General features: G+C 72.7%; 20 protein-coding genes. 2 read left to right on the top strand and 18 right to left on the bottom strand.

Annotation, left to right across the window (positions count from 1 at the left end):
* Positions 1–152: 152 nt before the first annotated feature.
* Positions 153–1,277: a TRAP transporter substrate-binding protein DctP gene (gene dctP, locus Q7T67_RS04700; RefSeq protein WP_304786507.1), complete on the bottom strand. Its 1,125-nt coding sequence runs from the start codon at positions 1,275–1,277 to the stop codon at positions 153–155.
* Positions 1,278–1,469: 192 nt separating this feature from the next.
* Between dctP (Q7T67_RS04700) and Q7T67_RS04705 the strand changes: the two genes are divergently transcribed.
* Positions 1,470–2,348 carry an alpha/beta fold hydrolase gene (locus Q7T67_RS04705; protein WP_304786509.1) on the top strand — a complete coding sequence of 293 codons (879 nt, stop codon included), beginning with the start codon at positions 1,470–1,472 and terminating at the stop codon, positions 2,346–2,348.
* 6 nt (positions 2,349–2,354) lie between these two features.
* On the opposite strand, the gene Q7T67_RS04710 is transcribed toward Q7T67_RS04705, so the two are convergent.
* The 6 genes from Q7T67_RS04710 to dctP (Q7T67_RS04735) all read right to left on the bottom strand — a co-directional run bounded on the left by Q7T67_RS04710 (position 2,355) and on the right by dctP (Q7T67_RS04735) (position 8,520).
* Positions 2,355–3,143 carry an SDR family NAD(P)-dependent oxidoreductase gene (locus tag Q7T67_RS04710; protein ID WP_304786511.1) on the bottom strand — a complete coding sequence of 263 codons (789 nt, stop codon included), beginning with the start codon at positions 3,141–3,143 and terminating at the stop codon, positions 2,355–2,357.
* Positions 3,140–3,853, bottom strand: a complete 714-nt coding sequence (locus Q7T67_RS04715) for a class II aldolase/adducin family protein (protein WP_304786513.1) — start codon at positions 3,851–3,853, stop codon at positions 3,140–3,142. Before Q7T67_RS04715 ends, Q7T67_RS04710 begins: the two co-directional genes overlap by 4 nt.
* Before the next feature lie 96 nt (positions 3,854–3,949).
* Complete coding sequence (locus Q7T67_RS04720; protein WP_304786515.1) at positions 3,950–5,413, bottom strand: TRAP transporter large permease; 1,464 nt, start codon at positions 5,411–5,413, stop codon at positions 3,950–3,952.
* Positions 5,410–5,967, bottom strand: a complete 558-nt coding sequence (locus Q7T67_RS04725) for a TRAP transporter small permease (protein ID WP_304786517.1) — start codon at positions 5,965–5,967, stop codon at positions 5,410–5,412. The genes Q7T67_RS04720 and Q7T67_RS04725 overlap by 4 nt, the downstream gene beginning before the upstream one ends.
* A 152-nt stretch (positions 5,968–6,119) precedes the next feature.
* The gene (locus tag Q7T67_RS04730) at positions 6,120–7,340 is read right to left on the bottom strand and encodes an alpha-hydroxy acid oxidase (protein WP_304786519.1); all 1,221 of its coding nucleotides are present in this window, start codon (positions 7,338–7,340) and stop codon (positions 6,120–6,122) included.
* 40 nt (positions 7,341–7,380) lie between these two features.
* Complete coding sequence (dctP, locus tag Q7T67_RS04735) at positions 7,381–8,520, bottom strand: TRAP transporter substrate-binding protein DctP (protein WP_304786521.1); 1,140 nt, start codon at positions 8,518–8,520, stop codon at positions 7,381–7,383.
* A 192-nt stretch (positions 8,521–8,712) separates the two neighbouring features.
* On the opposite strand from dctP (Q7T67_RS04735), the gene Q7T67_RS04740 reads away from it, so the two are divergent.
* Positions 8,713–10,338, top strand: a complete 1,626-nt coding sequence (locus Q7T67_RS04740) for a thiamine pyrophosphate-binding protein (RefSeq protein WP_304786523.1) — start codon at positions 8,713–8,715, stop codon at positions 10,336–10,338.
* Positions 10,339–10,454: 116 nt separating this feature from the next.
* Here the strand turns inward: Q7T67_RS04740 and Q7T67_RS04745 are convergent, their stop codons facing one another.
* The 11 genes from Q7T67_RS04745 to Q7T67_RS04795 form a co-directional block, all read right to left on the bottom strand.
* The gene (locus Q7T67_RS04745; protein WP_304786526.1) at positions 10,455–10,901 is read right to left on the bottom strand and encodes a Rieske (2Fe-2S) protein; all 447 of its coding nucleotides are present in this window, start codon (positions 10,899–10,901) and stop codon (positions 10,455–10,457) included.
* Between the two features lie 8 nt (positions 10,902–10,909).
* Positions 10,910–12,052 (bottom strand): amidohydrolase family protein, encoded by a 1,143-nt coding sequence (locus Q7T67_RS04750; RefSeq protein ID WP_304786528.1) that lies wholly within the window; start codon positions 12,050–12,052, stop codon positions 10,910–10,912.
* 88 nt (positions 12,053–12,140) lie between these two features.
* A complete protein-coding gene (locus Q7T67_RS04755) occupies positions 12,141–13,010 on the bottom strand; it encodes a 3-hydroxyacyl-CoA dehydrogenase family protein (protein WP_304786531.1) in 870 nt (289 codons plus the stop codon).
* Positions 13,007–14,212 (bottom strand): acyl-CoA dehydrogenase family protein, encoded by a 1,206-nt coding sequence (locus Q7T67_RS04760; RefSeq protein WP_304786533.1) that lies wholly within the window; start codon positions 14,210–14,212, stop codon positions 13,007–13,009. Before Q7T67_RS04760 ends, Q7T67_RS04755 begins: the two co-directional genes overlap by 4 nt.
* 208 nt (positions 14,213–14,420) lie before the next feature.
* Positions 14,421–15,242 carry an SDR family NAD(P)-dependent oxidoreductase gene (locus tag Q7T67_RS04765; RefSeq protein ID WP_304786535.1) on the bottom strand — a complete coding sequence of 274 codons (822 nt, stop codon included), beginning with the start codon at positions 15,240–15,242 and terminating at the stop codon, positions 14,421–14,423.
* 5 nt (positions 15,243–15,247) lie between these two features.
* Positions 15,248–16,003, bottom strand: coding sequence for an EthD domain-containing protein (locus Q7T67_RS04770; protein ID WP_304786537.1), 756 nt, complete (start codon positions 16,001–16,003; stop codon positions 15,248–15,250).
* Positions 16,000–16,500 (bottom strand): nuclear transport factor 2 family protein, encoded by a 501-nt coding sequence (locus Q7T67_RS04775; protein ID WP_304786539.1) that lies wholly within the window; start codon positions 16,498–16,500, stop codon positions 16,000–16,002. Before Q7T67_RS04775 ends, Q7T67_RS04770 begins: the two co-directional genes overlap by 4 nt.
* On the bottom strand, positions 16,497–17,603 hold the full coding sequence (locus Q7T67_RS04780; protein WP_304786541.1) for an ABC transporter permease: 1,107 nt from the start codon (positions 17,601–17,603) through the stop codon (positions 16,497–16,499). The genes Q7T67_RS04775 and Q7T67_RS04780 overlap by 4 nt, the downstream gene beginning before the upstream one ends.
* Entirely contained in the window at positions 17,603–19,138 is a 1,536-nt protein-coding gene (locus Q7T67_RS04785) for a sugar ABC transporter ATP-binding protein (protein ID WP_304786542.1), read from the bottom strand. The genes Q7T67_RS04780 and Q7T67_RS04785 overlap by 1 nt, the downstream gene beginning before the upstream one ends.
* An 82-nt stretch (positions 19,139–19,220) precedes the next feature.
* Positions 19,221–20,426, bottom strand: coding sequence for a substrate-binding domain-containing protein (locus Q7T67_RS04790; protein ID WP_304786543.1), 1,206 nt, complete (start codon positions 20,424–20,426; stop codon positions 19,221–19,223).
* 339 nt (positions 20,427–20,765) lie between these two features.
* Positions 20,766–22,250 carry an aldehyde dehydrogenase gene (locus Q7T67_RS04795; RefSeq protein WP_304786544.1) on the bottom strand — a complete coding sequence of 495 codons (1,485 nt, stop codon included), beginning with the start codon at positions 22,248–22,250 and terminating at the stop codon, positions 20,766–20,768.
* Between the last annotated feature and the right edge of the window lie 129 nt (positions 22,251–22,379).

Raw genomic sequence — 22,379 nt, forward strand, 5'->3', positions numbered from 1 at the left:
ACCGCGGGCGTCGACGTCGACCTGCGCCGCTGAGCGCCACGGCCGGGCGGTCCGTCGGCGCTGCGGCCGTCGGACCGCCGGAGCGGGTGGCCGCCGGGGCGGCCGGGGTCCGCGGACACCGGCCGCGGGCCGTGTTCGGCCCCGGTCGCTCCTCAGCGCGAGGAGGAGCCCGACGCCGCGCAGCGCTTCACGCCGGTCTGGTAGTCGGAGTACTTCTTCTCGGCGGCCGCGACCTTGGCCTTGTACTCGGTGTAGAACGCGTCGGCGTCGGTCCCCTTCACGTCCTTCTTCCACGCGGCGTCGACCCCGGCCTTGCCCGCGGCGGAGATCTTCTGGACCTCGGCGTCGGGGAGGACCGTCAGCTCGCCGCCGGCCGCCTTGACCGCCTTGCAGGAGACGTCGTCGAACTGCGCCTCGATCTCGGCGATCTTCTTCGGGGTCTCCGCGTTGACCTCCTGGATGACCTTCTGCTGCTCGGGCGTCAGGCCGTCCCAGCGCTTCTTGCTGATCGCCAGGGAGTTGACCGTCGAGACGCCGATGCCGAGGTCCGTGAAGTGCTTGGCGACCTCGGGGAACTTCAGCGGCCCCACGAAGCTGAACGGGATGCCGTAGACGCCGTTGACCAGCCCACGCTCGACGGAGCCGTAGATCTCGGCGAGCTCGATGTTGACGAGGTTGGCGCCGGCGGACTGCATGACGCGGCTGCCGCGGTCGTTGGCGCGGATGCGCTTGCCGCGCAGATCCGCGGCGGAGCGCACGGGGTCCTTCGTCGACAGCGCGGAGCTCGCGCCGATGCTGAACGAGAGCGGGACGAGGCCCTGCTGCTCCCACTCCTTGCGCACCGGGTGCGCCTCGTCGGCTCCGAAGGTCGCCAGGGCCTCGGAGACGGCCGGGGCGTTCGAGCTCTCGAACGGCAGCTCGCCGACGCTGGTCAGCGGGAACCGGCCGGCGTAGACGGTGGGCAGCACCTGGGAGACGTCGGCCCGGCCGTCCTTGAGGCCCTCGATGGTCTCCGTGGCCTTCAGCAGCGTCGCGTCCCAGTAGCGGTCGAACTTCAGCGAGCCGGCGGAGCGCTTCTCCACCTCGTCGAGCCACCAGGTCCAGAGCTGGCCGATCGAGGTCTGCTCGCCCGCCATGTAGGAGAACTTCAGCGTCGCCTGGCCGTCGCCACCCCCGGAGGAGCTGCTCGAGCCGCCGCAGCCGGCGACGGCGGCGCTCATGGCGAGGGCGGAGGCGACGGCGAGCCAGCGTCGGCGGAGGGGATGGGATCGGGGCACGGGGTGGTCCTTCGGTCGGGTCTGGGGGATGAGCGGCCTGGGCCTATTCCTGATAACTATTTCCTGCGGTAGGGCGCAGTTCACCGGTTCCGCCCGGCGAGACCTCCGGAGAGGCATCCTGCGCTGCTACTGTGATCATTGTTACACGAAACGTGGTGCCCGACGCAAGGGCGGATCGAGGAACGAGGAGCGATGTTCAAAGGCTTCACCCGGCGCAGGATCGACGTGGGCGATGTCGAGATCGAGTGCGTGGTCGGCGGTGCGGGACCGGCGGTGCTCCTCCTCCACGGCTACCCGCAGCGACTGGAGCAGTGGGCGGACCTCGCCCCGCTGCTGACCGGGAGCTTCACCGTGGTCTGCGCGGACCTGCGCGGCTACGGTGCGTCGTCGAAGCCCGCCGACACCGGGGGGACGTACAGCTTCCGCGCGATGGCGGCCGACCTGCTCGCCGTCATGACCGAGCTGGGCCTCGACCGCTTCGCCGTCGTCGGCCACGACCGCGGGGGCCGCGTCGCCCACCGGCTCGCGCTCGACGCCCCCGGACGGGTGACCGCCCTGGTGCCGTGCGACGTCGTCCCCACCCTGGCGATGTACACCGACGTCGACCGCGAGCGCGCCGCCCGCTACTGGCAGTGGTACTTCCTGCCCCTGCCCGCGCCGTTCCCGGAGCGCCTGATCGGCGCCGACCCGGACTACTACTTCGAGAACTGCCTCGTCAGCAACGGCGGAGTCGGGCTCGAAGAGGGGTACGGCGCGCCGCAGCTGGCGGCCTACCGCGAGGCCTGGCGCGACCCCGCGATGATCCACGCGTCCTGCGCCGACTACCGCGCCGGGGCCACCGTCGACCTCGAGCACGACCGCGCCGACCTGGACGCTCCGGTCGCCTGTCCGACCCTGGCGGTCTGGGGCGGCGAGGGCCTCCTGAAGGACCTCTTCGACGTCGAGGCGCAGTGGCGCGCGCGGTGCACCGACGTGCGCGGCGTCGCCGCACCGGGCGGGCACTTCTTCCCGGAGCAGGCGCCGGCGTTCCTCGCGGAGACCCTGACCGCGTTCCTCACGCCGGACGCCTGAGCGCGGTCAGTGCGGCGCGGTCGCGGTGATCCCGCCGTCGATCGCCTGCACCGTGCCGGTGATCCAGCGCGCCTCGTCCGAGGCCAGGAAGACCGCGTAGGCCGCGACGTCCCCGGGGTCGCCCATCCGGCCGAGCGGGATCGTCGCCTCGCGGCGGCGCAGCGCGTCCTGCGCCCCGTCGCCGTGCCGGGCGAGGAACGCCTGCTCGACCAGCGGCGTGCGGATCGGGCCCGGGGCGATCGCGTTGACGCGCACCCCCGCCGACGCGTACTCCACGGCGAGCTGGCGGGTCAGGGCCACGACGCCGCCCTTGGCCGCGGCGTAGGCCGGGATGTTGGGCAGGCCGACGAGCCCGGCGATGCTCGCCTGCAGCACGACGCGGCCGTCGCCCCGCTCGATCATGTGCGGGAGGACGGCGCGGGCCGAGAGGAAGACGCCCGTCAGGTTGACCGCGAGCACCCGGTCCCACGCCGCCGGGTCGAGCTCGTGCGCCGCCCCCTCCCCCGGGATCCCCGCGTTGGCGACCAGGACGTCGACGTGCCCGAAGGCGGAGATCGCGGTGGCCACGGCGTCGGCGAGCTGCCCCTCGTCGGTGACGTCGGCGGAGAGGCCCCGAGCCCGTCCGCCCGCCTCGGCGATGGCCACCGCGGCGGCGGCTGCCGCGACCCCGTCGCGGTCCAGGCACGTGACGGCCGCCCCGGCCGCTGCCAGGGCCTCGGCCGTCGCGCGCCCGAGCCCCGAGCCTGCGCCGGTGACGACCGCCGAGCGGCCGTGGAGCCGGGCCTCCGGGGTCACGCCGCCGGGGCCGGCACGACGACCTGGCCGTCGTAGCAGCGCTCGCCCTTGCGGACCATCAGGTCCCACGCCAGCTGCAGGTAGTTCGCCTTCGTCAGCAGCTTCTGCACCGCCTCGGCGTGGTCGTCGGGCATGGTCGGGACCTCCTTGTCGCCCGACAGGGACACGTCCAGCCGGCAGGCGTAGTCGAACGTGACGTGCAGCCCGGCGGCCTCGGCGATCGTCGCCCCGAGGGTGATCGCCCCGTGCCACGGGATGATGATCGCGACGTCGCCGTCCTTCATCGCCGGGGCGATCGCGTCGATCTCGTCGTCCGGGGCGATCGCCGTGCGCCCGTGGAAGTACGTCGACATGTTGTGGAGCATCCGCGGCTCGCGGCCGAACGCCGACTGCGCCGTGACCCAGTAGCCGTGGGTGTGGACGATCGCGCCGACGTCGGGCCGCAGGCCGTAGATGCCGTGGTGGAAGCCGATCCCGGGGCTGACGACCACGTCGGGGTCGACCGAGCGGCCCTCGAAGTCCAGCAGGACGATGTCGTCGAGCTGCATCTCCTCGAAGGTGCGGCTCAGCCTGTTGGTCCAGTACCGCTCCTCCCCGGGCACGCGGACGCTGACGTGCCCGCCGATCGACGGCCCGAGGCCGTTGGCGGCGAGCCCTCGGCACGCCTGGAGGACGAGCTGCTGTTCCTGGGACGGGGTGGTGACGGTCATGGATTCCTCTGCGGTGGGCACGACCACGGGGCCGCGCGTCGGGGGGGACGGTGCTGCGGGGGCGGGCCGGCGCCGGAGCGCGCGGCCCGCCGGGGGTCACTTCGTGTCGGACGCCAGCTCGGGGAGCCAGGTGACGAGCTCGGGGAAGACCACGATGAGCGCGACGACGCAGAGCTCCGCGACGATGAACGGGAAGACCCCGCGGAAGACGTCCTCGATCTTCGCTTCCTTGACGACCCCTGAGACGAGGTAGACGTTCAGCCCGAACGGCGGCGTCAGCAGGCCGACCTCGACCATCTTCACGGCGAGGATCCCGTACCAGAGGCCGCTGAACCCGAGGTCGGTGACCACGGGGTAGGTCAGCGGCATCGTCAGCAGCAGGATCGACATGCCGTCGAGCAGCGCGCCGAGGACGAGCAGCACCAGCAGGATGATCAGGATCACGACGTACTTGTTGACGTCGAGGCCGACGATCCACTCCGTCAGCTCGTTCGGCACCCGGGCCGTGACGAGGAACAGCGTGAAGATCGAGCCGCCGATCAGGAGCGCGAACAGCATGCTCGTGTTCGCCGAGGTCTCCCGCAGCGCCGAGGTCAGCGACCGGCGGAGCCCCAGCGGGGTGCGGCCGCTGCGCAGCAGCAGGACGATGAACGCCACGAGCGCGCCGACCGCACCGGCCTCGGTCTCCGTGAAGACGCCGCCGTAGATGCCGCCGAGGACGACGACGAAGATGATCGCGATGTAGCCGACGGACTCGAGCTCCTGCAGGCGCTGGGCGCGCGTGGGACGCAGGGCGGCGACGCCGCCACCGGGGCCCAGCTCGACCGCGGGCTCGTCGCGGGGGGCGACCGGGTCCGGGTCGGCCTCCATGGCCGCCACGGCCGCCCCCGCGGGGGTCGGCGTCGCCTCGGGCGGCGCCGTGGCGTGGTCCTTGTCGATGTGCTTCGCGCCGCCGCCGACGGTGGCCATGATCACGATCGTCACGATGTAGGCGATCGCGGTGATGATCCCCGGGATGATCGCGGCGAGCAGGAGCTGGCCCACGGACTCGTTGGTGATCACGCCGTAGATGACGAGCACGATGCTCGGCGGGATCAGGACGCCGAGGGTGCCCGACGCGGCGACGATCGACGCCGCGAACTTCAGGGCGTAGCCGTGCCGGCGCATCTCGCCGACGCAGAGCTTGCCGAGGGTCGCGACGGCCGCGGCGCTGGAACCCGTCACGGCGGAGAAGCCGGCGGCGGAGAGGACGGTGGCGATGCCCAGGCCGCCCGGCAGCTTCCGGGTGGCCCGGGCGGCGAGGTCGAAGACGTTCCCCAGCACCCCCGCGTTGGCGACGAGCACCCCCATCAGGATGAACATCGGGATCACGACCAGGGTGTAGGTCGAGGTCGCCTGGTAGGCGGCCGAGGAGAGCGTCGCGGCGGTCTGCTCGAGGCCGTTGTCGAGGAACAGGCCGGTCACGCCGCCGCCCGCGAGGGCGACGGCGACCGGCATCTCGGCGGCGAGGAGGAAGACGAACACCCCGAGCGCCATCAGGACCATCAGGGTGGTGTTCACGAGACGAGCACCTCCGGTGCGTCGGCGGGGTTGGCGTCGGGGTCGGTGTCCCGGGGATCCGGACCGCCCGCGCGCAGGGCCTTGAGGTCGTCCACGAGGCGGAAGGCGACGTGCAGGGCGAAGAGCAGGAAGCCGAGCGGCACGAGGATGCGCGCCGGCCACGTGTGGATGGCGACGAACCCGGGGGTCACGTCGTTCTCGTCGATCGCGACGAGCGCGCGGTCGGCCGACTCCCAGGTGATCCAGAGCAGCAGGGCCGTCACGACGACGCCGCCCAGCGCACGGACGGCGAGCCGGGGCCGCAGCGGCAGGCGGCTGGTGACCAGCGACGTGCGGACGTGCGTCAGGGTCTGCTCCGCGTAGCCGAGCCCGAGGACGACGGCGCCAAGGAGCAGCAGCGGCGCGACCTCGACCGCGCCCTCGATCGACTTGTCGGTGATCGCCCGGCGGACGACGTCCGCCACGGTGATGGCCATGAGGATGATCAGTGCGCAGGCCGCGAGAGCCGCGAGGGCCCCGGAGAGGCCGCGCACGAGCGTTCGTACTCGTTCCACGTGCTCGTTCCTTCGTTGGGGGACGCCGGCCGGGACCGTCGGGACGGTCGCCGCGGGCGCTTGCGCGCCCTTCCGGGTATTCATGATGATTAATAGCCGGGTGACGGCCGACGTGTCAAGTGATCGCCGTCACGCCACGCCTTGAGCGCCCCTCAGGGCGCGGCGACGACGTGCCCGGGGCCCAGCGCCTCGACGTCCGGGGCCCCGAGCAGCATCAGCGCCGTGCGGACCTCCGCCGCGAACAGCGTCATCGCCCGTGCCGCACCGGCCTCGCCGCCCGCGCCCAGTCCGTGCACGATCGGCCGGCCGACCAGGCACGCGCGGGCACCGAGCGCCAGCGCCTTGACGACGTCGCTCCCGCGGCGGACGCCGCCGTCGAGGTAGACCTCCAGCGCGTCACCGACCTCGTCGACGACCGCCGGGAGCCGACTGATCGAGGACGCGGCGTGGTCGAGCTGCCGACCGCCGTGGTTGGACACCACGACGGCGTCGGCCCCGAGCTGGACCGCGCGCCGGGCGTCGAGCGGGTGGAGGATGCCCTTGACCACGAGCGGCCCCGTCCAGGCCGCGCGCAGCTCTGCGAGGTCCTCCCACGTCGCCGACGGGTCGAACTGCGCGTCGACGTAGCCCGCGACGCTGACCGCGTCGCCGCCCGCGGGCCCCTCGGCGACGTTGGCGGCGGTGATCCGCGGGCGGCGCAGCAGGTCGGCGGTCCACCGCGGATGACGCACGCCCTCGAGGACCGTCCGCGGGGTCAGCCGGGGCGGCAGGCCGAAGCCGTTGCGACGGTCCCGGTGCCGCTCAGCCGAGCGGGGCACGTCGACGGTGACGACCAGGGCCTCGGCGCCGGCCGCCGCGGCGCGGTCCAGCAGCGCCCGCACCACCCCGCGGTCGCGCCAGAGGTAGGTCTGGAACCACAGGGGCCCCGGAGTGGCCGCGGCGACCTCCTCGATCGCGTACGAGGACATCGCCGCGAGGACGTAGACCGAGTCCGCGCCGTGCAGCGCGCGGGCCAGCGCGATCTCGCCGTCGTGGTGGACGAGCCCGCAGAGCCCGGTGGGCGCCCCCAGGACGGGAAGTCCGACGCGCCGCCCCAGCACGGTGGTCCCGTGATCGACGCCCGAGACGTCGACCAGCGTGCGCGGGAGGAGGGCCAGCGCGTCGAGGTCCTCGACGTTGCGTCGCACGGTGCGCTCGTCGTTGGCGCCGCCCTCGACGAACTCGTAGATCACCTTCGGCAGGGCCCGCCGCGACGCCTCGCGCAGCTCGTCGACGCTGCCCGCCCGGGCGACGCGGCGGCCGGCCGCGTCGCCCGACCGGGTGCGGAGGTCGCGTCCCGCCTGCCGGATCAGAGGACCCAGGACGCCGCTCACGCGGCACGCCCCGGGGCCGGCCCGCCGCGCCCGGTGCGACTCACCGCGCCGAGCCTCCGGAGCGCACGCAGCGCGCGACCCCGGGGACGTAGTCGGGGTAGGTCTTCGCGGCCGTCCCGACGGCGCGCTCGTAGCGGTCGGCGAACGCCGCGGCGGGGAGGCCCTTGCCACCGATCTCGCGCTCCCACTCGCCGTGGACGCGGTCGCGGATGGCGCCCTTCAGCCGCTGGACCTCGGCGGCGGGCAGCTCCCGGACGTCCGTGCCGCTCTCGCGCAGGGCCTTGCAGGAGGCGTCCTCGGCCTCGGCGTCGAAGGTCGCGAGCTTGGCCGGCGCCTCGGCGCTGACCTCCACCATCACGCGGCGCTGCTCCGGGGTGAGCTTGTTCCACCCCTGGTCGCTCATCGACAGCGCGCTGGCGGTGGAGATCCCCATGCCGAGGTCCGTCAGGTGGTCGCTGACCTCGTTGAGCTTCAACGGCCCGACGAAGCCGAGCGGGATGCCGAAGTACGCGTTGATGAGCGACCGCTCCATCGACCCGTACATCTCGGGCACGCCGACCGTGACGATGTTGGCGCCGACGGCGGCTAGGGCCTTCGCACTGCGGTCGATGCCGCGGACCTTCTTGCCGCGGAGGTCCGCGACGGACACGACCGGGTCCTTGGACCCGAAGGCGCTGCTCGGCGCCACGTTCCACACGACCGGCTTCAGGCCCTGCTTGCGCCACTCGTCCTGCAGCTCCCGGTCCTCGCCGGCCAGCGCGGTCATGGCGGCGGCGCCGGCCGGGACGTTCGCCGTGACGAACGGGAGCTCGGCCACCGACGTCAGCGGGAACTTGCCGAGGTAGTAGGACGGGGTGACCTGCGAGATGTCGACGCGGCCGTCCTTCAGCCCGTCGGCGACCTCCTCGGCCTTCAGCAGCGTGCCGTCCCAGAAGGGCTCGAACTCGACGGTGCCGCCCGAGCGCTTCTCCACCTCGGCCATCCACCACGTCCAGAGCTTCCCGAACGACGTGGTCTCCCCCGAGAAGTACGAGAAGCGCAGCTTGGCGGTCGCACCACCGCCGTCTGCGCCGCCCGGGCCGGAGCCCGAACCGCCGCAGCCGGCGAGGGCCAGGCCCATCGCGATCGTCACCACCAGGGCCAGCCGGCGGCGTGCCCTCCAGGATCCCGTGCTCGACATGCTGCTCCCCGCGGTCGGACCGGTGGGAGCGGCTGCGCCCACCATACCCTGATCATCATTATCCGACGTGAGGGTGGCGCGTCAACCCTCGTCGTCGCGGCGACGCGGCATCACGCGACGACGGCGCCGGGACGCCGGGAGGCCGCTCGAAGCTTTCCCTGGTGGCCTGGTCCATTTGTTATAAGCTTTGCGATGACCGTCTTCGAGGCCGTGGCCGCCCAGATCCGCACCGAGGGCGTCCGTGCGGTCTTCGGCCTGATGGGCGACGGCAACCTGAAGCTCATCCCCACGCTGACGGCGACGCACGGGATCCCGTTCCACGGCGCCCGCCACGAGGGCGGCGCGGTCGCGATGGCCGACGGCTACGCCCGGTCCACCGGCGAGGTCGGGGTCTGCACGTTCACGCAGGGCCCGGGTCTGACCAACGCGCTCACCGCCCTCGTCTCGGCACAGCGCGGCCGCGTGCCGATGGTCGTCGTCTGCGGGGACACGCCCCGGGCCGTCGTCGGGCTGCCGCAGGACATCGAGCAGGCCCCGTTCTTCGCGGCCTGCGGCATCGCGGTCCAGGAGGTCGCCCCCGCGACGGCCCACCGGGACGTCGCCGCGGCGTTCCGTCGCGCCCGCGTCGAGCGCCGGCCGATCGCGCTGAACCTTCCGACGGACGAGCAGGAGGAGGCCGCGCTCGACGAGCCCTGCGCCCCCGACCGCACGCCGGTCCCGGTCCGCCGGACGCTCCCGGACCTGGGGCCCGCCCTCCGCGCCATCGCCGCGGCCGAGCGGCCCGTCGTGATCGGGGGCCGCGGGGCGGTCGAGGCGGGGGCCCGCGAGGAGCTCGTCGCCCTCGCCGACCACGTCGGGGCGCTCCTGGCGACGTCGCTGCCCGCGAACGGCTGGTTCTCGGGCCACCCCTACGCCGTCGGGATCGCCGGCGGCTTCGCGTCCGACCTGGGCCTCGAGCTGATCGGCGACGCCGACTGCGTCGTCGCGTTCGGCGCGGGACTGAACCACTTCACCTCCCGCGGCGGCACGCTGTTCCCGGACGCCACGGTGGTGCAGGTCGACCTCGACGACGAGGCGTTCGGCCGGTTCGTGCCCACCGCGGTGGGGGTCGTCGGCGACGCCGGGGTCGTCGCCACCGCGCTGCGCGACGCGCTGCCCTCGTCGGCGGGGTACCGCACGCCGGGGATCGCGGAGCGGATCGCGGCCCACCGCGACGAGGCCCCGGACGAGAGCGGCGACGACGGCCTGGACCCGCGGGCGCTCTCCCGGGCGGTGGCGGGCCTGCTCCCGGCGGACCGCACGCTGGTGGTCGACGGCGGCCACTTCATGGGGTTCCCGTCGATGGGCATCCCCGTCGACGAGCCCTCGCGCTTCGTCTTCACGCTGGACTTCGGCTCGATCGGGCTGGGCATCGGCGCCGCCGTCGGGGCGGCGGTCGGGCACCCGGACCGGGTCACCGTCGCGGCCGTCGGGGACGGCGGCCTGATGATGAGCCTCGGCGAGCTCGACACCGCCGTGCGCTACCGCCTGCCGCTGCTGGTCGTCGTCTACAACGACGAGGCCTACGGGGCCGAGCTGCACTTCCTGCGGATGTCCGGCCTGCCGGAGGCCGAGTCGCGCCTGGCGACCCCGCCGCTGGACGCGGTGGCGCGCGCGATGGGCGCGGACGGGCTCGCGGTCCGGTCGCTCGCGGACCTCGACGGGCTGCGCGAGCGCCTCGCCGACGGCCTTGACGGCCCGCTGCTCCTGGACTGCCGGGTCACGGAGCGGGTCCGCGCGGCCTGGCTCGAGGAGGCCTTCGACCGCGGGACGCACTAGGTCCCGCGGCGCGGCGCCGCCGGGACGGAGGCTCCCGCGCGGCGGAGGCCGCCTCGGTCGCCCGGGCAGGGGCCCGGGTGCCGGGCGAACACGCCGGCCCCCGTGCCCTGCGCCGGTCAGACGTAGAGGACGACGTCCCCGTCCTCGACCTCGACGCGGTAGGTCCGCACCCGCGAGGTCTCGGGGTCGGCGAGCGAGCGCCCGTCGGACAGGCGGAACTTGTAGCCGTGCCAGGGGCAGAGGACGACCCGGTCGTCCTCGTCCTCGCCGGTGTAGTCGTAGACGTGCGGCGCGGAGGGGCGCATGAAGCCCTGGACCCGCCCGTCGCAGAGCGGCGCGCCGTGGTGCGGGCAGACGTTGCGCAGGGCGTGCAGACGGCCGGCGTCGTTGATGACGCCGATCGACCGGCCGCCGACGTCGACGATCCGCGTCTCCCCCGGCGGCAGCGCGTCGAGGCGATCGACGACGACGCGCGTGGCCGCCCGCGGCGCCCGGCCGCCGGTCGCCCCGGCCGGGCCCGCCGGCCCGGCGCCGGCCGCGGTGGTGCTCGTGCTCGTGCTCATGCGGTCCCCTAGAGCCGGCCGCCGTAGAGGGCGCGCGGGTTGTCGACGCAGATCTTCTGGAGCAGGTCCTTCGGGACGCCGCTCAGCGCGCGGCGCGGGTCGTCGAAGTCCCAGTGCGGGTAGTCGCTCGAGAAGATCAGGGTCTCCTCTGCGCAGACCATGTCGAGCAGCACCGGCAGGTGCTCCTTCTTCGCCGGCTCGATCATCGGCTGCGTCGTGAAGCGGATGTTCCGGCGGATGTACTCGCTCGGCGCCATCTTCAGCCACGGCACCTCGTCGCCCAGGCCCTTGCGGTCCCGGTCGAGCTTCCACATGATCTCCGCCGCCCACGCGAAGCCGCCCTCGGCGATCACGTACATGAGCTCCGGGAACCGCTCGAACACGCCGTGGCAGACGGTGCTGAGGACGTTGGACTGGTGGATCTGGCTCAGGGCCGTGTGCCACTCGATGTAGTACGTCGGCGTGCCGGCCATGCGCGGCGCGCGGGCGAAGACGTTCTCGGTGCCGCTGGGGTGCACCGTGATCGGCAGGCCGTGCTTCTGGGCGGCCTCGTAGATCGGGTAGTAGTGCCGCTCGCCGTGGAGGATGTCGTGGAGCGGCAGGAAGATCGAGACGATCCCGGGCCGGCCCTGCATCCGCTCGATCTCCTTGACCGCCAGGGCCGGGTCCTGCGGCGCGACGACCATGGCGCCGCGGAAGCGCGGGTCGACCTGCAGCCAGCGCTCGCACATCCACTCGTTGTAGGCGGAGGCCACGGTCGCGGCGACGTCCGGGTCGGGGAACGCGCCGATGCCGAAGAGGTGCCCGGCGATCAGGACGCCGATGTCGATGCCGTGCCCGTCGAAGAGCTGCTCGGCCGTGAAGCGGGCGTCCGTCGCCGGGGCCTGCCCGTCGACGACCGCGTCGTCGCGGTAGGCGCCGGCGGAGTTGATGTAGAGGTAGTCCAGCGGCAGGACGTACGACGAGGCGGCGAAGCGGCTGGACCAGCTGTTGCCGCCGCCGATCCCGAGCTTCTTCCGCCAGGCGGCGGGCATGTAGTCGTGGAGGTCCTGGAGCCCGTTCTGGAAGTTCGGGTGGACGTCGCTGTCGATGATGCCGGTGAGCCGGTTGTGTGCTGCGACCGGTGCCGGGGCGCTCTCGGTGGTGCTCATGGTGCTCCTCCTGGTGGGACGGCTCCGCGGGTCGCGCGTCGCCGCTGTCCGGTGCCGGGGCGCCCGCTCGGGCGGGCGCCCGCCCGACCTAGACGCGCTTGGCGCCCTCGTCGTCGTAGTCGTAGAAGCCGGCGCCGGTCTTGCGGCCCAGCCGGCCGGCGGCGACCATGTTGCGCAGCCCCACGGTGGGGCGGAAGCGGTCGCCGTGCGCGTGCTCGAGTCCCGAGATCGCGTGCACGTAGGTGTCGATGCCGTTCATGTCGCCGAGCTCGAGCGGCCCCATCGGGAAGTTGAACCCGAGCTTCAGCGCGGTGTCGATGTCCTCCGCGGTGGCGACGCCCTCCTCGAGCATCCGCACGCACTCCAGGCGCAGGATCGCGTAGGCCCGGCTCGTGATGAACCCGGGGCTGTCCTTGCGGCAGACGACGACCTGCTTGCCGACGTGCTCGCCGAACGCCTTGGCCCGGTCGACCTGCGCGGGGTCGGTCTGCAGCCCGGCGATGACCTCGACGAGGCGCATCATCACCGGCGGGTTGAAGAAGTGGACGCCGACGAGGCGGTGCGCCTCGTCGCCGAGCGCCGCCGCGATCGAGGTGATCGACAGCTGCGACGTGTTCGTGCCCAGCAGCGCCTCGGCCGGGGCGTGCTCGAGCACCTGCCGCCAGAGGTCCTGCTTGAGGTCGAGGATCTCCGGCGCGGCCTCGATAACGACGTCCGCACCCGTGACCGCCTCGGCCAGGTCGGTCGTGAAGGTCAGGCGCGCGCGGTCCGCGTCGGCCTGCTCCTGCGTGCGCCTGCCGGACTTCACGAAGCGCGCGAGGCTCTTCTCGACGGCGGCCCCGGCGCGGTCCAGCTGCGGTGCGGCGACGTCGTAGGCGACGGCCTCGTCGCCGGCCATGACGGCCAGCTGGGCGATGCCGTTCCCCATGATCCCCGCGCCGAGGACCGCGACCTTCATGCCTTGCGCTCCCCGTCGGCGCGCAGCCCGAGCTCGATCTCGCCGATCAGCGCGCGGTGCAGGTCGTTGCTGCCCTCGACGATCTGCAGGACCTTGGCGTCGCGGTACATGCGGCCGATGCGGTGGTCGGGCGAGACGCCCGCGGCACCGAAGACCTGGAACGCGTCCGTCGCGCTCTTCTGCGCCACGTCGGAGGCGTACATCTTCGCCATGCTCGTGAGCTGGCGGGCGCGCCGGCCCTCCTGCAGCGCCTCGGCGCACTCGCGGACGAGCAGGCGCGAGGTCGCCGCGCCGACGGCCATGTCGGTGACCTTGGACTGGACGATCTGGAACTCCGCGATCGGCCGGCCGAAGGCGGCGCGCTCCTTCGCGTAGGCGACGGTGTCCTCCAGGCAGGCCTGCGTGACGCCGACCGCGCGGGCGGCGACGCCCAGGCGGCCGCGCTCGACGGCCGTCATCGCCACCTTGAAGCCGCCGCCCTCCTCGCCCAGCAGCGCGTCGGCCGGCAGGCGCAGGTCGTCGAAGACCACGTCGCCGGTGCAGATCGGCCGAAAGCCGAGCTTGTCCTTGTACGGCGAGAGGGTCAGGCCCGGCGTGTCGCGGGGGATGATGAACGCGGTCACGCCGCCGTGGCGCGCCGAGCGATCGCGCGAGGCGAAGGTGACGAAGAACTCGGCGACGTCGAGGTTGGAGATCCAGGCCTTCGCGCCGTTGATGACGTAGTCGTCGCCGTCCTTGCGGTACGTCGTCGTCATGCCGGCGACGTCGCTGCCGGAGCCCGGCTCGGTGACGCCCGCGGCGCCGAAGATGCGGCCCTGCGCGAGCGGCTTGAGCCACCGCTCCTTCTGCTCGGCCGTGCCGAACGCCTCGATGCTCGCGCCGACCAGCCCGGAGGGCATCGAGACGAACGTGCCGAGGATCTGGCAGGTCTTCGAGACCTCCTCGATCAGCTCGGCGAAGGTGACGTAGTCCAGACCGAGGCCGCCGTCCTCCTCGCTGAGCACGCCGCCGAAGAAGCCGAGCGCGCCCATCTTGTCGAGGAGCTCGCGCGGGATCTGCTCGGCGCGGTCGTACTCCGCCACGAGCGGCGCGATCTCGGTCGCCGCGAACTCGGCGGCCATGCGGACGATCGCGCGGCGGTCGTCGGTGTCCTCGGCGTCGGGCCTGCTCGGGCCGCCGGGGTGCTGCTGCGTGGAGATCATGCGTGGCGTTCTGGGTCGGTGGGACGAGCGGGCGAGGGACGTTTCAGACGCACGGCACGTCGGGGATAACTATGATCATTAATCTAGACTGCGGTGAGGGGCGCTGTCAAGAGGCACCGGTGCACCGCCCCCGCGACGGCGCTCCGCCGCGGCTCCCGTCGTCCGTCGCCGCGCCCGGAGGTCACCGGGCGCGGCGACGGAGGCGGGTCTAGGAGGCGGTCCAGCCGGCGTCGATCGCGATCGTCTGACCGGTGATCGTCCGCGCGTCGTCGGTGGCGAGGAAGAGGACGACCTTCGAGATGTCCTCCACCTCGACACGGCCCTTGTCGCCGGGCTTGTTGCCCGCGAACAGGGTGTTGGCGTTGTAGTCCTCGAACGCCTCGTCGGGGTCCTGGCCGGCCTGGCCGGCGAGGCCGGTGATCATGCCCGAGAGGATCGTCCCCGGCGCGACCGCGTTGACGTTGATGTTCCACTCGGCGAGCTCGTTGGCCCAGCTCTTCGTGGCGAGGACGACGCCGCCCTTGGCGGCCGCGTAGTGCGACACGTACGGGAGCGCCTTGATGCCGCCGGCCGACGAGGTGTTGATGATCGAGCCGCTGCCGCGCTGCTTCATGTGCTGCGCGACGGCGCGGACGCCGTTGAAGACGCCCTTCAGGCAGATGTCGATCACGACGTCGAGCGAGTGGTCGCTCATCTCGTCGATCGCGTCGACGCGGATCATCCCGGCGTTGTTGCAGAGGACGTCGATGCGACCGAAGTGCTCGATGCCCTGGTCGACCGCGGCCTTGACCTGCGCGAAGTCGCGGACGTCGACCTTCAGGCCGATCGCGTCGGAGCCCAGGTCCTTGATCTCCTGGACGAGCCCGTCGAGCTCCTCCTGGGTCGCGGTGGCGTAGAAGTCCGGGATCGAGTCGAGGATGTCGACCGCGATGATCTTCGCGCCCTCGCGCGCCAGGAACCGGGCGTGCGAGGCGCCCTGGCCCCGGGCGGCCCCGGTGATGAATGCGACCTTGCCTTCGAGCTTGCCCATGGTGGCTAGTTCCCTTCGAGTCGTTCGTCGTGCGTGGAGAAGTTCGGTGCGGCCGGGGCGGCGACGGCGTCGCGCGCGGGGCCCGGCCAGATGACGCGGAGCTCGTGCACCGCGGCGGCGCGCAGGCGGTCGGCGTCGGCGACCGCGGTCAGCCGGGCGAGCACCTGCTCGCCGTGGAGCGCCCAGGCCTCGGCCCAGGCGGCCTCGTCGGCCCACCAGAGCTCGAGCACCCCGTCGTAGGCCGGCTCGCCCGAGGCGTAGGCGTCGGGGAGCACGGTGGCGACGGCGGCCCGTCGGACCCCGGTCGTCGCGACGACGTCCTCGGCGGCCGAGCGCCAGGCGGCGGCGAACGCGGCGGGGTCCTGCCCCGCGGGCCGGACCGCGAGGAGCAGCAGCTTGTGGACGGGCGTGTCCTGCTCCAGCGGCAGGTCGTCGCGCAGGAGCGTCTCGTCCGTCATGACCCAGGCGATGCCGGTCATGTCGACGAACGACGGCTCGTCCTTCTGGGCGCCCTCGGTGTAGTCGGGGTCGTCGTCCTGTCCGACGGCGGACTCGAGGCTGTCGTACCAGACCTCGGGGATCCCCTCGTAGGGCGCGGTGACCAGGCCCGGGACGTCCTGCTCGAGCCGGTGGGCCTGGACGTAGCGGCGCAAGCGCGTGATCCGCAGCGCGTGCTCCCGGTGCGTCGTGGCCCAGTGCTCGTGGAACGCCTCGGCCGTGATGTCCGGCCGCTTGGGCAGGAGCGCGTAGACCTTGATCACGGGGGGAACTCCTCCCCGCGCTCGCGCAGGCGCTGCAGGCCCTGCGCGAAGACCGCGGCGTTGCCGTCGGTCCAGGTGGTCGCGAGCGCCCGGTGCTCGATGCGCCACCCGTCGGGCGTGCGCACGATCCGGTCGCGGTAGGTGCCGCCGACCACGAACGTGTTCACCCCGCTCGGGCTGACCAGGTAGTGCTGGGCGTGCAGGTAGCAGGACGCCGTCGCCGCGTCGCCGTCGACCTCGACCTCGACGTTGCCGACGAGGTGCTGGCTGCTGTCGAGCCCGACCAGCGCGCGGTGGCAGGCCGCGATGATCTCCTCGACGCCCTCGTTGCGGCCCTCGAGCTCACCGTAGTCCGCGACCGCGTCGGGCAGGAACACCGTGCGCAGGAGCGGCCAGTCGTGGGAGTCCAGCGCACGGGCGTAGCGCAGCAGCAGCGCGCGGACCGCCTCGCGGTCCTCCAGCGCGGCCACGCGGCGGGCGAGGTCCTGGTCGCTCATCGGGTCGCCCCCGCCGTCGACGGGCCGACGGTGTCGTCGAGCGTCGCCGGCTCGCCGGCCTCCGGGGCGACCTCCGTGACCTTCGCGCGCCGCTGGATGCCGGACAGGCCGACGGCCAGGATCAGCGCGGCGCCGTTGAACAGGTCGGGGACCCACACGTCCGCGCCCATGAGCACGAGGCCCTTGACGCCGGTCGCGAGCAGGTAGACCGCCAGGACCGTGCCCCAGATGTTGAACCGGCCGGGCTTGAACTGGGTGGCGCCGAGGAAGCCGGCCGCGAACGCGGGCAGCAGGTACGACGCACCGACCTCGGTCGAGCCGGTGCCGATCGTCGCGACCACGAGGACGCCGGCGAGCGACGCGATCGTGGCGGAGCAGACGAACGCGCCGATGACGTAGCGGGTCGTCGGGACGCCGGCCAGGCGGGCGACCTCGCGACCGCCGCCCGTCGCGTAGAGCCTGCGGCCCAGCGGCGTGCAGGCCATGACGTACCAGAGCAGCAGCGACAGGCCGAGGACGTAGAAGACCGGCAGCGGGATGCCCGCGACCTGGTTGCCCGCGATCTTCTGGAAGCCGGCGGGGATGCCGAGGATGTTCTGGTTGTTCGAGACGACGAAGATCGCCGCGAGCAGGATCGAGTTCGTGCCCAGCGTGGCGATGAACGGGTCGATCCGCGCCTTCGTCACGAGCAGGCCGTTGATCACCCCGATCCCCGCGCCGACGAGCAGCGTCAGGAGGATCGCCAGGACCGGCGACATGCCGCCGTCGGCCATGAGCTTCGCCGCGACGATGTTCGCGAGGCCCATCGTGCCCGCGATCGAGAGGTCGAAGACGCCCGCGGCCAGCGCGATCGTCAGGCCCATCGCGACGATCGCGGTGATCGCCTGCTCCGTGGCGATGGTCCGCAGCGTGGTCGTGCTGAAGAACGTCGACGTCGCGAGCGAGTAGAAGACGATCAGCAGGATCAGCAGGTAGACGCCACTGATCTTCCGCGGCGAGAGGGACGGGCCGATCCGGGCCAGGAGACCCCCGAGGTCGGGGGCGCGGCGCGGGCTCCCCGCGGACACCGGGGCGGTCGCGGCTGCTTCGGTCTGCTGTGGCATCACAGGGCTCCTTCGAACTGGCACTCGAACACGAGGCGGTCCTCGCTGATGTCGTCGCCGCGCAGCTCGCAGGCGATCCGTCCCCGTCGGGTGACGAGGACGCGGTGGCAGAGCTCCTCGAGCTCCTCCGGGTCCGAGGAGGCCACGACGATCGCGTGCCCCCGCTCGGCCAGCTCGGTGATCAGGCGGCGGATCGACGCCGCGGCGCCGATGTCGACGGCCTGCGTCGGCTCGGCGAGCACGAGGACCTTGGGGTCCAGGCGCAGCGCCTTGGCGAGCATCACCTTCTGCTGGTTGCCGCCGCTGAGCTGGTCGATCCGCCGCTCGGGGTCGGGCGGCTGGACGTCGCAGACCTCGAGCCAGTGGCGGACCTCGGCCTCCTCGGCGCGGCGGTCGATGCGGCCGCGGCGGAAGTTGCGCCCGACGTCGGGCAGGACGAGGTTCTCCGCGACGGTGAAGGTCGGGATCAGACCGAGCCCGCGACGGTCGGCGGGCATCGCCGCCATCCCGGCCCCGACGGCGGTCGCCGGGTCCAGGCGGGTGAAGCGGACGCCCTGGACGACGACGGCGCCGCCGTCGAACGGGCGCGCGCCGGCGAGGCACTCGGCGATCTTCTCGTAGCCCGAGCCCATGAGCCCCGTCAGCCCGACGACCTCGCCGGCGGCGACGCCGAACGACACGTCGGTCAGGCCGGGACCGCGCAGGCCGTCGACCTGCAGCAGGACGTCCCGGTCGGCCCCGGGCGGCGTCGGCGGCGTGGCCTTCTCGACGTCGGAGCCGACGATGCGGGAGATCAGCTGCTGCTCGGTCGTGCCCTCGGCCTCCAGCACGCAGACGTTGCGGCCGTTGCGCAGCACGCTGATGCGGTCCGCGATCTGCAGGACCTCGCCGAGGAAGTGCGAGACGTAGAGGATCGACACGCCCAGGCCGTTGATGTGGCGCAGGGTCCGGAAGAGCTGCTCGGTCTCCGTCGCGCCGAGGGCGGCGGTCGGCTCGTCCAGGACGAGGAGCGCGATGTCGTCGGAGGCGCCGCCGAGGGCGCGGACGATCGCGACGGCGGCCTTCTCGAACGGCGAGAGCTCGCCGACGATCGCGTCGGGGTCGACCTCGAGGTCGAAGGTCTTCAGGAGCTCGCGGACCTCGGCGCGCTCCTTGCGGCGGTCGAACGGCGCGAAGAGGCCCCGGCCGCTGCTGGCGAGGTGGAGGTTCTCCTGCACCGACAGCGTCGGCACGAGCGCGAGGTCCTGGTGGATGAAGCGCATCGACGCGAGCTGCTGCTCGGAGAGGCCGCCCAGGTCGACGGGCTCCCCGGAGAGCCACGCGGAGGATCCGTCGTCGGGCTTGTGGAAGCCGGAGAGGACCTTGATCAGCGTCGACTTGCCGGAGCCGTTCTGGCCGACGAGGGCGTGGATCTCGCCGCGGCGGATCTCGAGCGACACGTCGTCGAGGGCGCGCTGGCCGGGGAAGGTCTTGGTCAGGTGCTCGAGGCGCACGGACGCCTCGGCCTGGGGGGACTGCACGGTGGTCTGGCTCATAGCGTCCGTCCCGGTCCGACGTCGCGGCTCCCGGCCGGCCGCCCGCCACGAGGGGCGGGCGACCGGTCGGGAGCGCGCGGTCTCAGCGGGCCGCCACCTTCCAGAGCGTCTTGTACTGCTCCTTGTAGTCCGGCACGGCACCGACCAGCGGCGACTTGGCGTCGGGGACGGCGTCGACGATCTGCAGCGGGGCCAGGCGCGTCTTCGCCGTGTCGTCGCCGTTGAAGATCCGCTGGGCCAGATCGATGATCTGCCAGCCGGTCTGGCCGATCGGCAGCGGGCTCGTGGCCCACTCGGTGCCGCTGGCGATGTTCTGCAGGTTCGTCGAGCCCGGGTCGCGGGTGAACACCTTGACGTCGGAGCGACCCGCGGTCTTCAGCGCCTGGCCGACGCCCTGGCAGAGGTCGCCGAAGCTGCAGACGATGTACTTCGTGTCCGGGTGCTGCTGGATGTAGCCCGAGACCTTCGGGCCGAGCTTGCCGATGTCGGTGGCGGCGGCCTCCTCGTACGAGGCCTTGCAGCCGTCGCACATCTTCGGGAGGTAGTCCGCGAGCGTCTTGGCGACGAGCGTGGACATCGTGTACTGCGGGACGTTGAAGACGGCCACGTCGGCCTTCATGTCGCCGTCGGCGGCGATGAACTCGGCGGCCTGGATGCCGGCGGCCTCGTAGAGCGGGTCGTCCGTCGAGACGTAGAGCTCGCCGTCGATCGGCTTGATGCCGGACGACCACTCGATGACCGGGATCTTCATCGACGCGAGCGTCTTCAGCTGCTTGTCGAAGAGCTCGCGGGAGAGTCCGGAGCCGACGACGAGGTCGGGCTTCAGCTCGATCGCGCGGTCGTACGCCTGGGCGAACTCCTCGGGGCTCGTGCCGAGATCGATGCGCTCGGTCTTCCAGCCGATGGCGTCGGCGGCCTCCTTGGCCGCGGAGTTGAACTCGGCGCAGACCGGGACGCCGCAGACCAGCAGCGCGATGGTCTTGCCGGGCTCGGCCTTCTTGCTGACGGGCTCGTCCTGCAGGAGCTTCGAAGGCACCTGCTTGTACTGGGCGATCCGCGACTCGAGCTCGGCCTTCGTCGCGACCTTGTCGAAGGCGTCCAGGCCGGTGACGTCCTTGAACGCCGTGGCGGCCTGCGTGCTGACGAACGGGCCGGAGCTCGCGGCGGGCGCGTCGCCGCCGGAGGCCGCGGACGTCGTGTCCGAGTCGTCGTCGGAGCCGCAGGCTCCGAGTGCGAGGGTGGCCGTCAGGCCGAGGAGGGCGAGTGCCGCCCGGGGTGTGCGCTTCATGAGTTCTCCGTCCACCTGCATGGATGTTCAACTGCGATAACCATTGTCATAGTTCTAACGCTTACGCCGATCACCGGGGAATTTCTTTCCGCCGGCGGACGGTCGTCGTACTGCGGGTCGGGGCACGGCTCCCGCGGGCCGACACGGCCCGCCCCTGCGGGGCAGGAGGAGGCGTCCGCGGCTGCGGGGAGGAGGACGGGACGGTGCCGCCGACCGGGTCGGGGTCAGGCGGCGAGGGCGCCGAGGGCGACCGGGGCGGGTCGCGCGGCGACGGGCCCGGGCCGGGGTCCGAGGACCCCGGCCCGGCGGTGGCGGGGCACGCCCCGCCGGGTCGTCGGCTCAGGCGTCGACGTAGCTGCCGCTGAGCAGGATCTGCTTGACGTCGGTGAACTCGAGGATGCCCTCGAGCCCGCACTCGCGACCCCAGCCGGACTGCTTGACGCCGCCGAAGGGCTCCGTCAGGCAGACGCCGGCGAGGTTGACCGCCACGCTGCCCGAGCGCAGGCGCCGCGCGACGTCGAGCGCCACGTCGGAGTCGGCCGTGTAGATCGACGCGGCGAGCCCGAAGTCCGAGTCGTTCGCGATCCGGATGGCGTCGTCGAGGTCCTCGTACGGGATCACGCAGGTGACCGGCCCGAAGATCTCCTCCTGGGCCACGCGCATCGAGTTGTCGACGTCGCGCAGGAGCGTCGGCTCGAAGTAGAAGCCCTTCTCGAGGTGCTCCGGGCGCTTGCCGCCGGCGGCGATCGTCGCGCCCTCCTCCAGGGCGATCTTCACGTACTCCTCGCAGCGCTCGACGGCGCGCTTGACGGCCAGCGGGCCGCGCTGCGTCTCGGGGTCGAACGGGTCGCCGACCTTGATCGCGCTGTAGGCCTTGGCCATCAGGTCGACGACCTCGTCGTAGCGCTCGCGCGAGACGAGGACGCGGGAGAGCGCGACGCAGACCTGGCCGTTGAAGCCGCAGGCGCCGTCGACGAGGGTCGCCATGACCGTCTCGAGGTCGGCGTCGTCGGCGATGATCGCGGCGGACTTGCCGCCGAGCTCGAGCGCCGTCCGCGCGAGGCGGTCGGCGGTGCGGTGCACGACGTCGGTGGCGATCTTCGTGCCGGCCGTGATGTGGACCATGTCGATGCCCTCGTGCGAGACGAGGTGCTGCGTGGTCTCCGTGCCGGCGGCGAGGACGCTGACGACGCCCTCGGGGAAGTTCGCGGCCTCGACGGCCTCGGCGACCAGGCGCGAGGTCAGCGGCGACTCCGGGGCGTGCTTGATGACCATCGTGCAGCCGGCCAGGAGGCCGGGGATGATCTTCATGCCCATCAGCACGACCGGGCCGTTGTAGGTCAGGACGCCGAGGACGGTGCCGATCGGGTCGCGGGCGATGATGACCTCGCCCGTCGGCGTGGTGCGGCGCTCCTCGAGCTGGATCTTCGCGGCCGCCTCCAGGGCGTAGCGCCAGACCATCGGGCCGGCGCCGCTGTTGATCATCTCGCCGTGGGCGATCGGCGCGCCGGCCTCCCAGAGCCAGGCGCGGTTCATGACCGGCAGGCGCGCCTCGAGCTCGTCGGCCAGGCGCGTGCAGACCTCGATGCGCTCGGCCATCGTCATGCGGGGCCAGGGGCCCTCGTCGAACGCCTTGCGGGCGGCGGCGACCGCGGCGTCGGCGTCGGCCGGCGACGGGTCGGCGACCCGGGCGACGACGTCCTCGGTCGACGGGCTGATGACGTCGACCATGCGATCGGTCGCCGGGGTCGTCCACGAGCCGCCGATGAAGAGGCGGTCGAGGCCGGGGACCGTGACGTCGATGGTGGGGGTTTCGGTGGGCACTTGGTGTTCCTCCAGGGGGGCGACGGATCGGTCCGCCGCGGTCTCGCCGTGCCCGGAGGCCCCAGGGGGAGCATCCGGCCTAACAATGATCATCATCTGCCTAGATAGGCCCCGGTGTCAAGTCCAATG

Source organism: Patulibacter sp. (genome assembly GCF_030655195.1).
Lineage (GTDB): Bacteria > Actinomycetota > Thermoleophilia > Solirubrobacterales > Solirubrobacteraceae > Patulibacter.

Coding starts and splice junctions, on each gene's coding strand:
- Q7T67_RS04760 (WP_304786533.1), bottom strand. CDS start 14,212: ATGATCTCCACGCAGCAGCACCCCGGCGGCCCGAGCAGGCCCGACGCC.
- Q7T67_RS04745 (WP_304786526.1), bottom strand. CDS start 10,901: ATGAGCACGAGCACGAGCACCACCGCGGCCGGCGCCGGGCCGGCGGGC.
- Q7T67_RS04765 (WP_304786535.1), bottom strand. CDS start 15,242: ATGGGCAAGCTCGAAGGCAAGGTCGCATTCATCACCGGGGCCGCCCGG.
- Q7T67_RS04790 (WP_304786543.1), bottom strand. CDS start 20,426: ATGAAGCGCACACCCCGGGCGGCACTCGCCCTCCTCGGCCTGACGGCC.
- Q7T67_RS04775 (WP_304786539.1), bottom strand. CDS start 16,500: ATGAGCGACCAGGACCTCGCCCGCCGCGTGGCCGCGCTGGAGGACCGC.
- Q7T67_RS04705 (WP_304786509.1), top strand. CDS start 1,470: ATGTTCAAAGGCTTCACCCGGCGCAGGATCGACGTGGGCGATGTCGAG.
- Q7T67_RS04785 (WP_304786542.1), bottom strand. CDS start 19,138: ATGAGCCAGACCACCGTGCAGTCCCCCCAGGCCGAGGCGTCCGTGCGC.
- Q7T67_RS04780 (WP_304786541.1), bottom strand. CDS start 17,603: ATGCCACAGCAGACCGAAGCAGCCGCGACCGCCCCGGTGTCCGCGGGG.
- dctP (WP_304786521.1), bottom strand. CDS start 8,520: ATGTCGAGCACGGGATCCTGGAGGGCACGCCGCCGGCTGGCCCTGGTG.
- Q7T67_RS04740 (WP_304786523.1), top strand. CDS start 8,713: ATGACCGTCTTCGAGGCCGTGGCCGCCCAGATCCGCACCGAGGGCGTC.
- Q7T67_RS04715 (WP_304786513.1), bottom strand. CDS start 3,853: ATGACCGTCACCACCCCGTCCCAGGAACAGCAGCTCGTCCTCCAGGCG.
- Q7T67_RS04750 (WP_304786528.1), bottom strand. CDS start 12,052: ATGAGCACCACCGAGAGCGCCCCGGCACCGGTCGCAGCACACAACCGG.
- Q7T67_RS04755 (WP_304786531.1), bottom strand. CDS start 13,010: ATGAAGGTCGCGGTCCTCGGCGCGGGGATCATGGGGAACGGCATCGCC.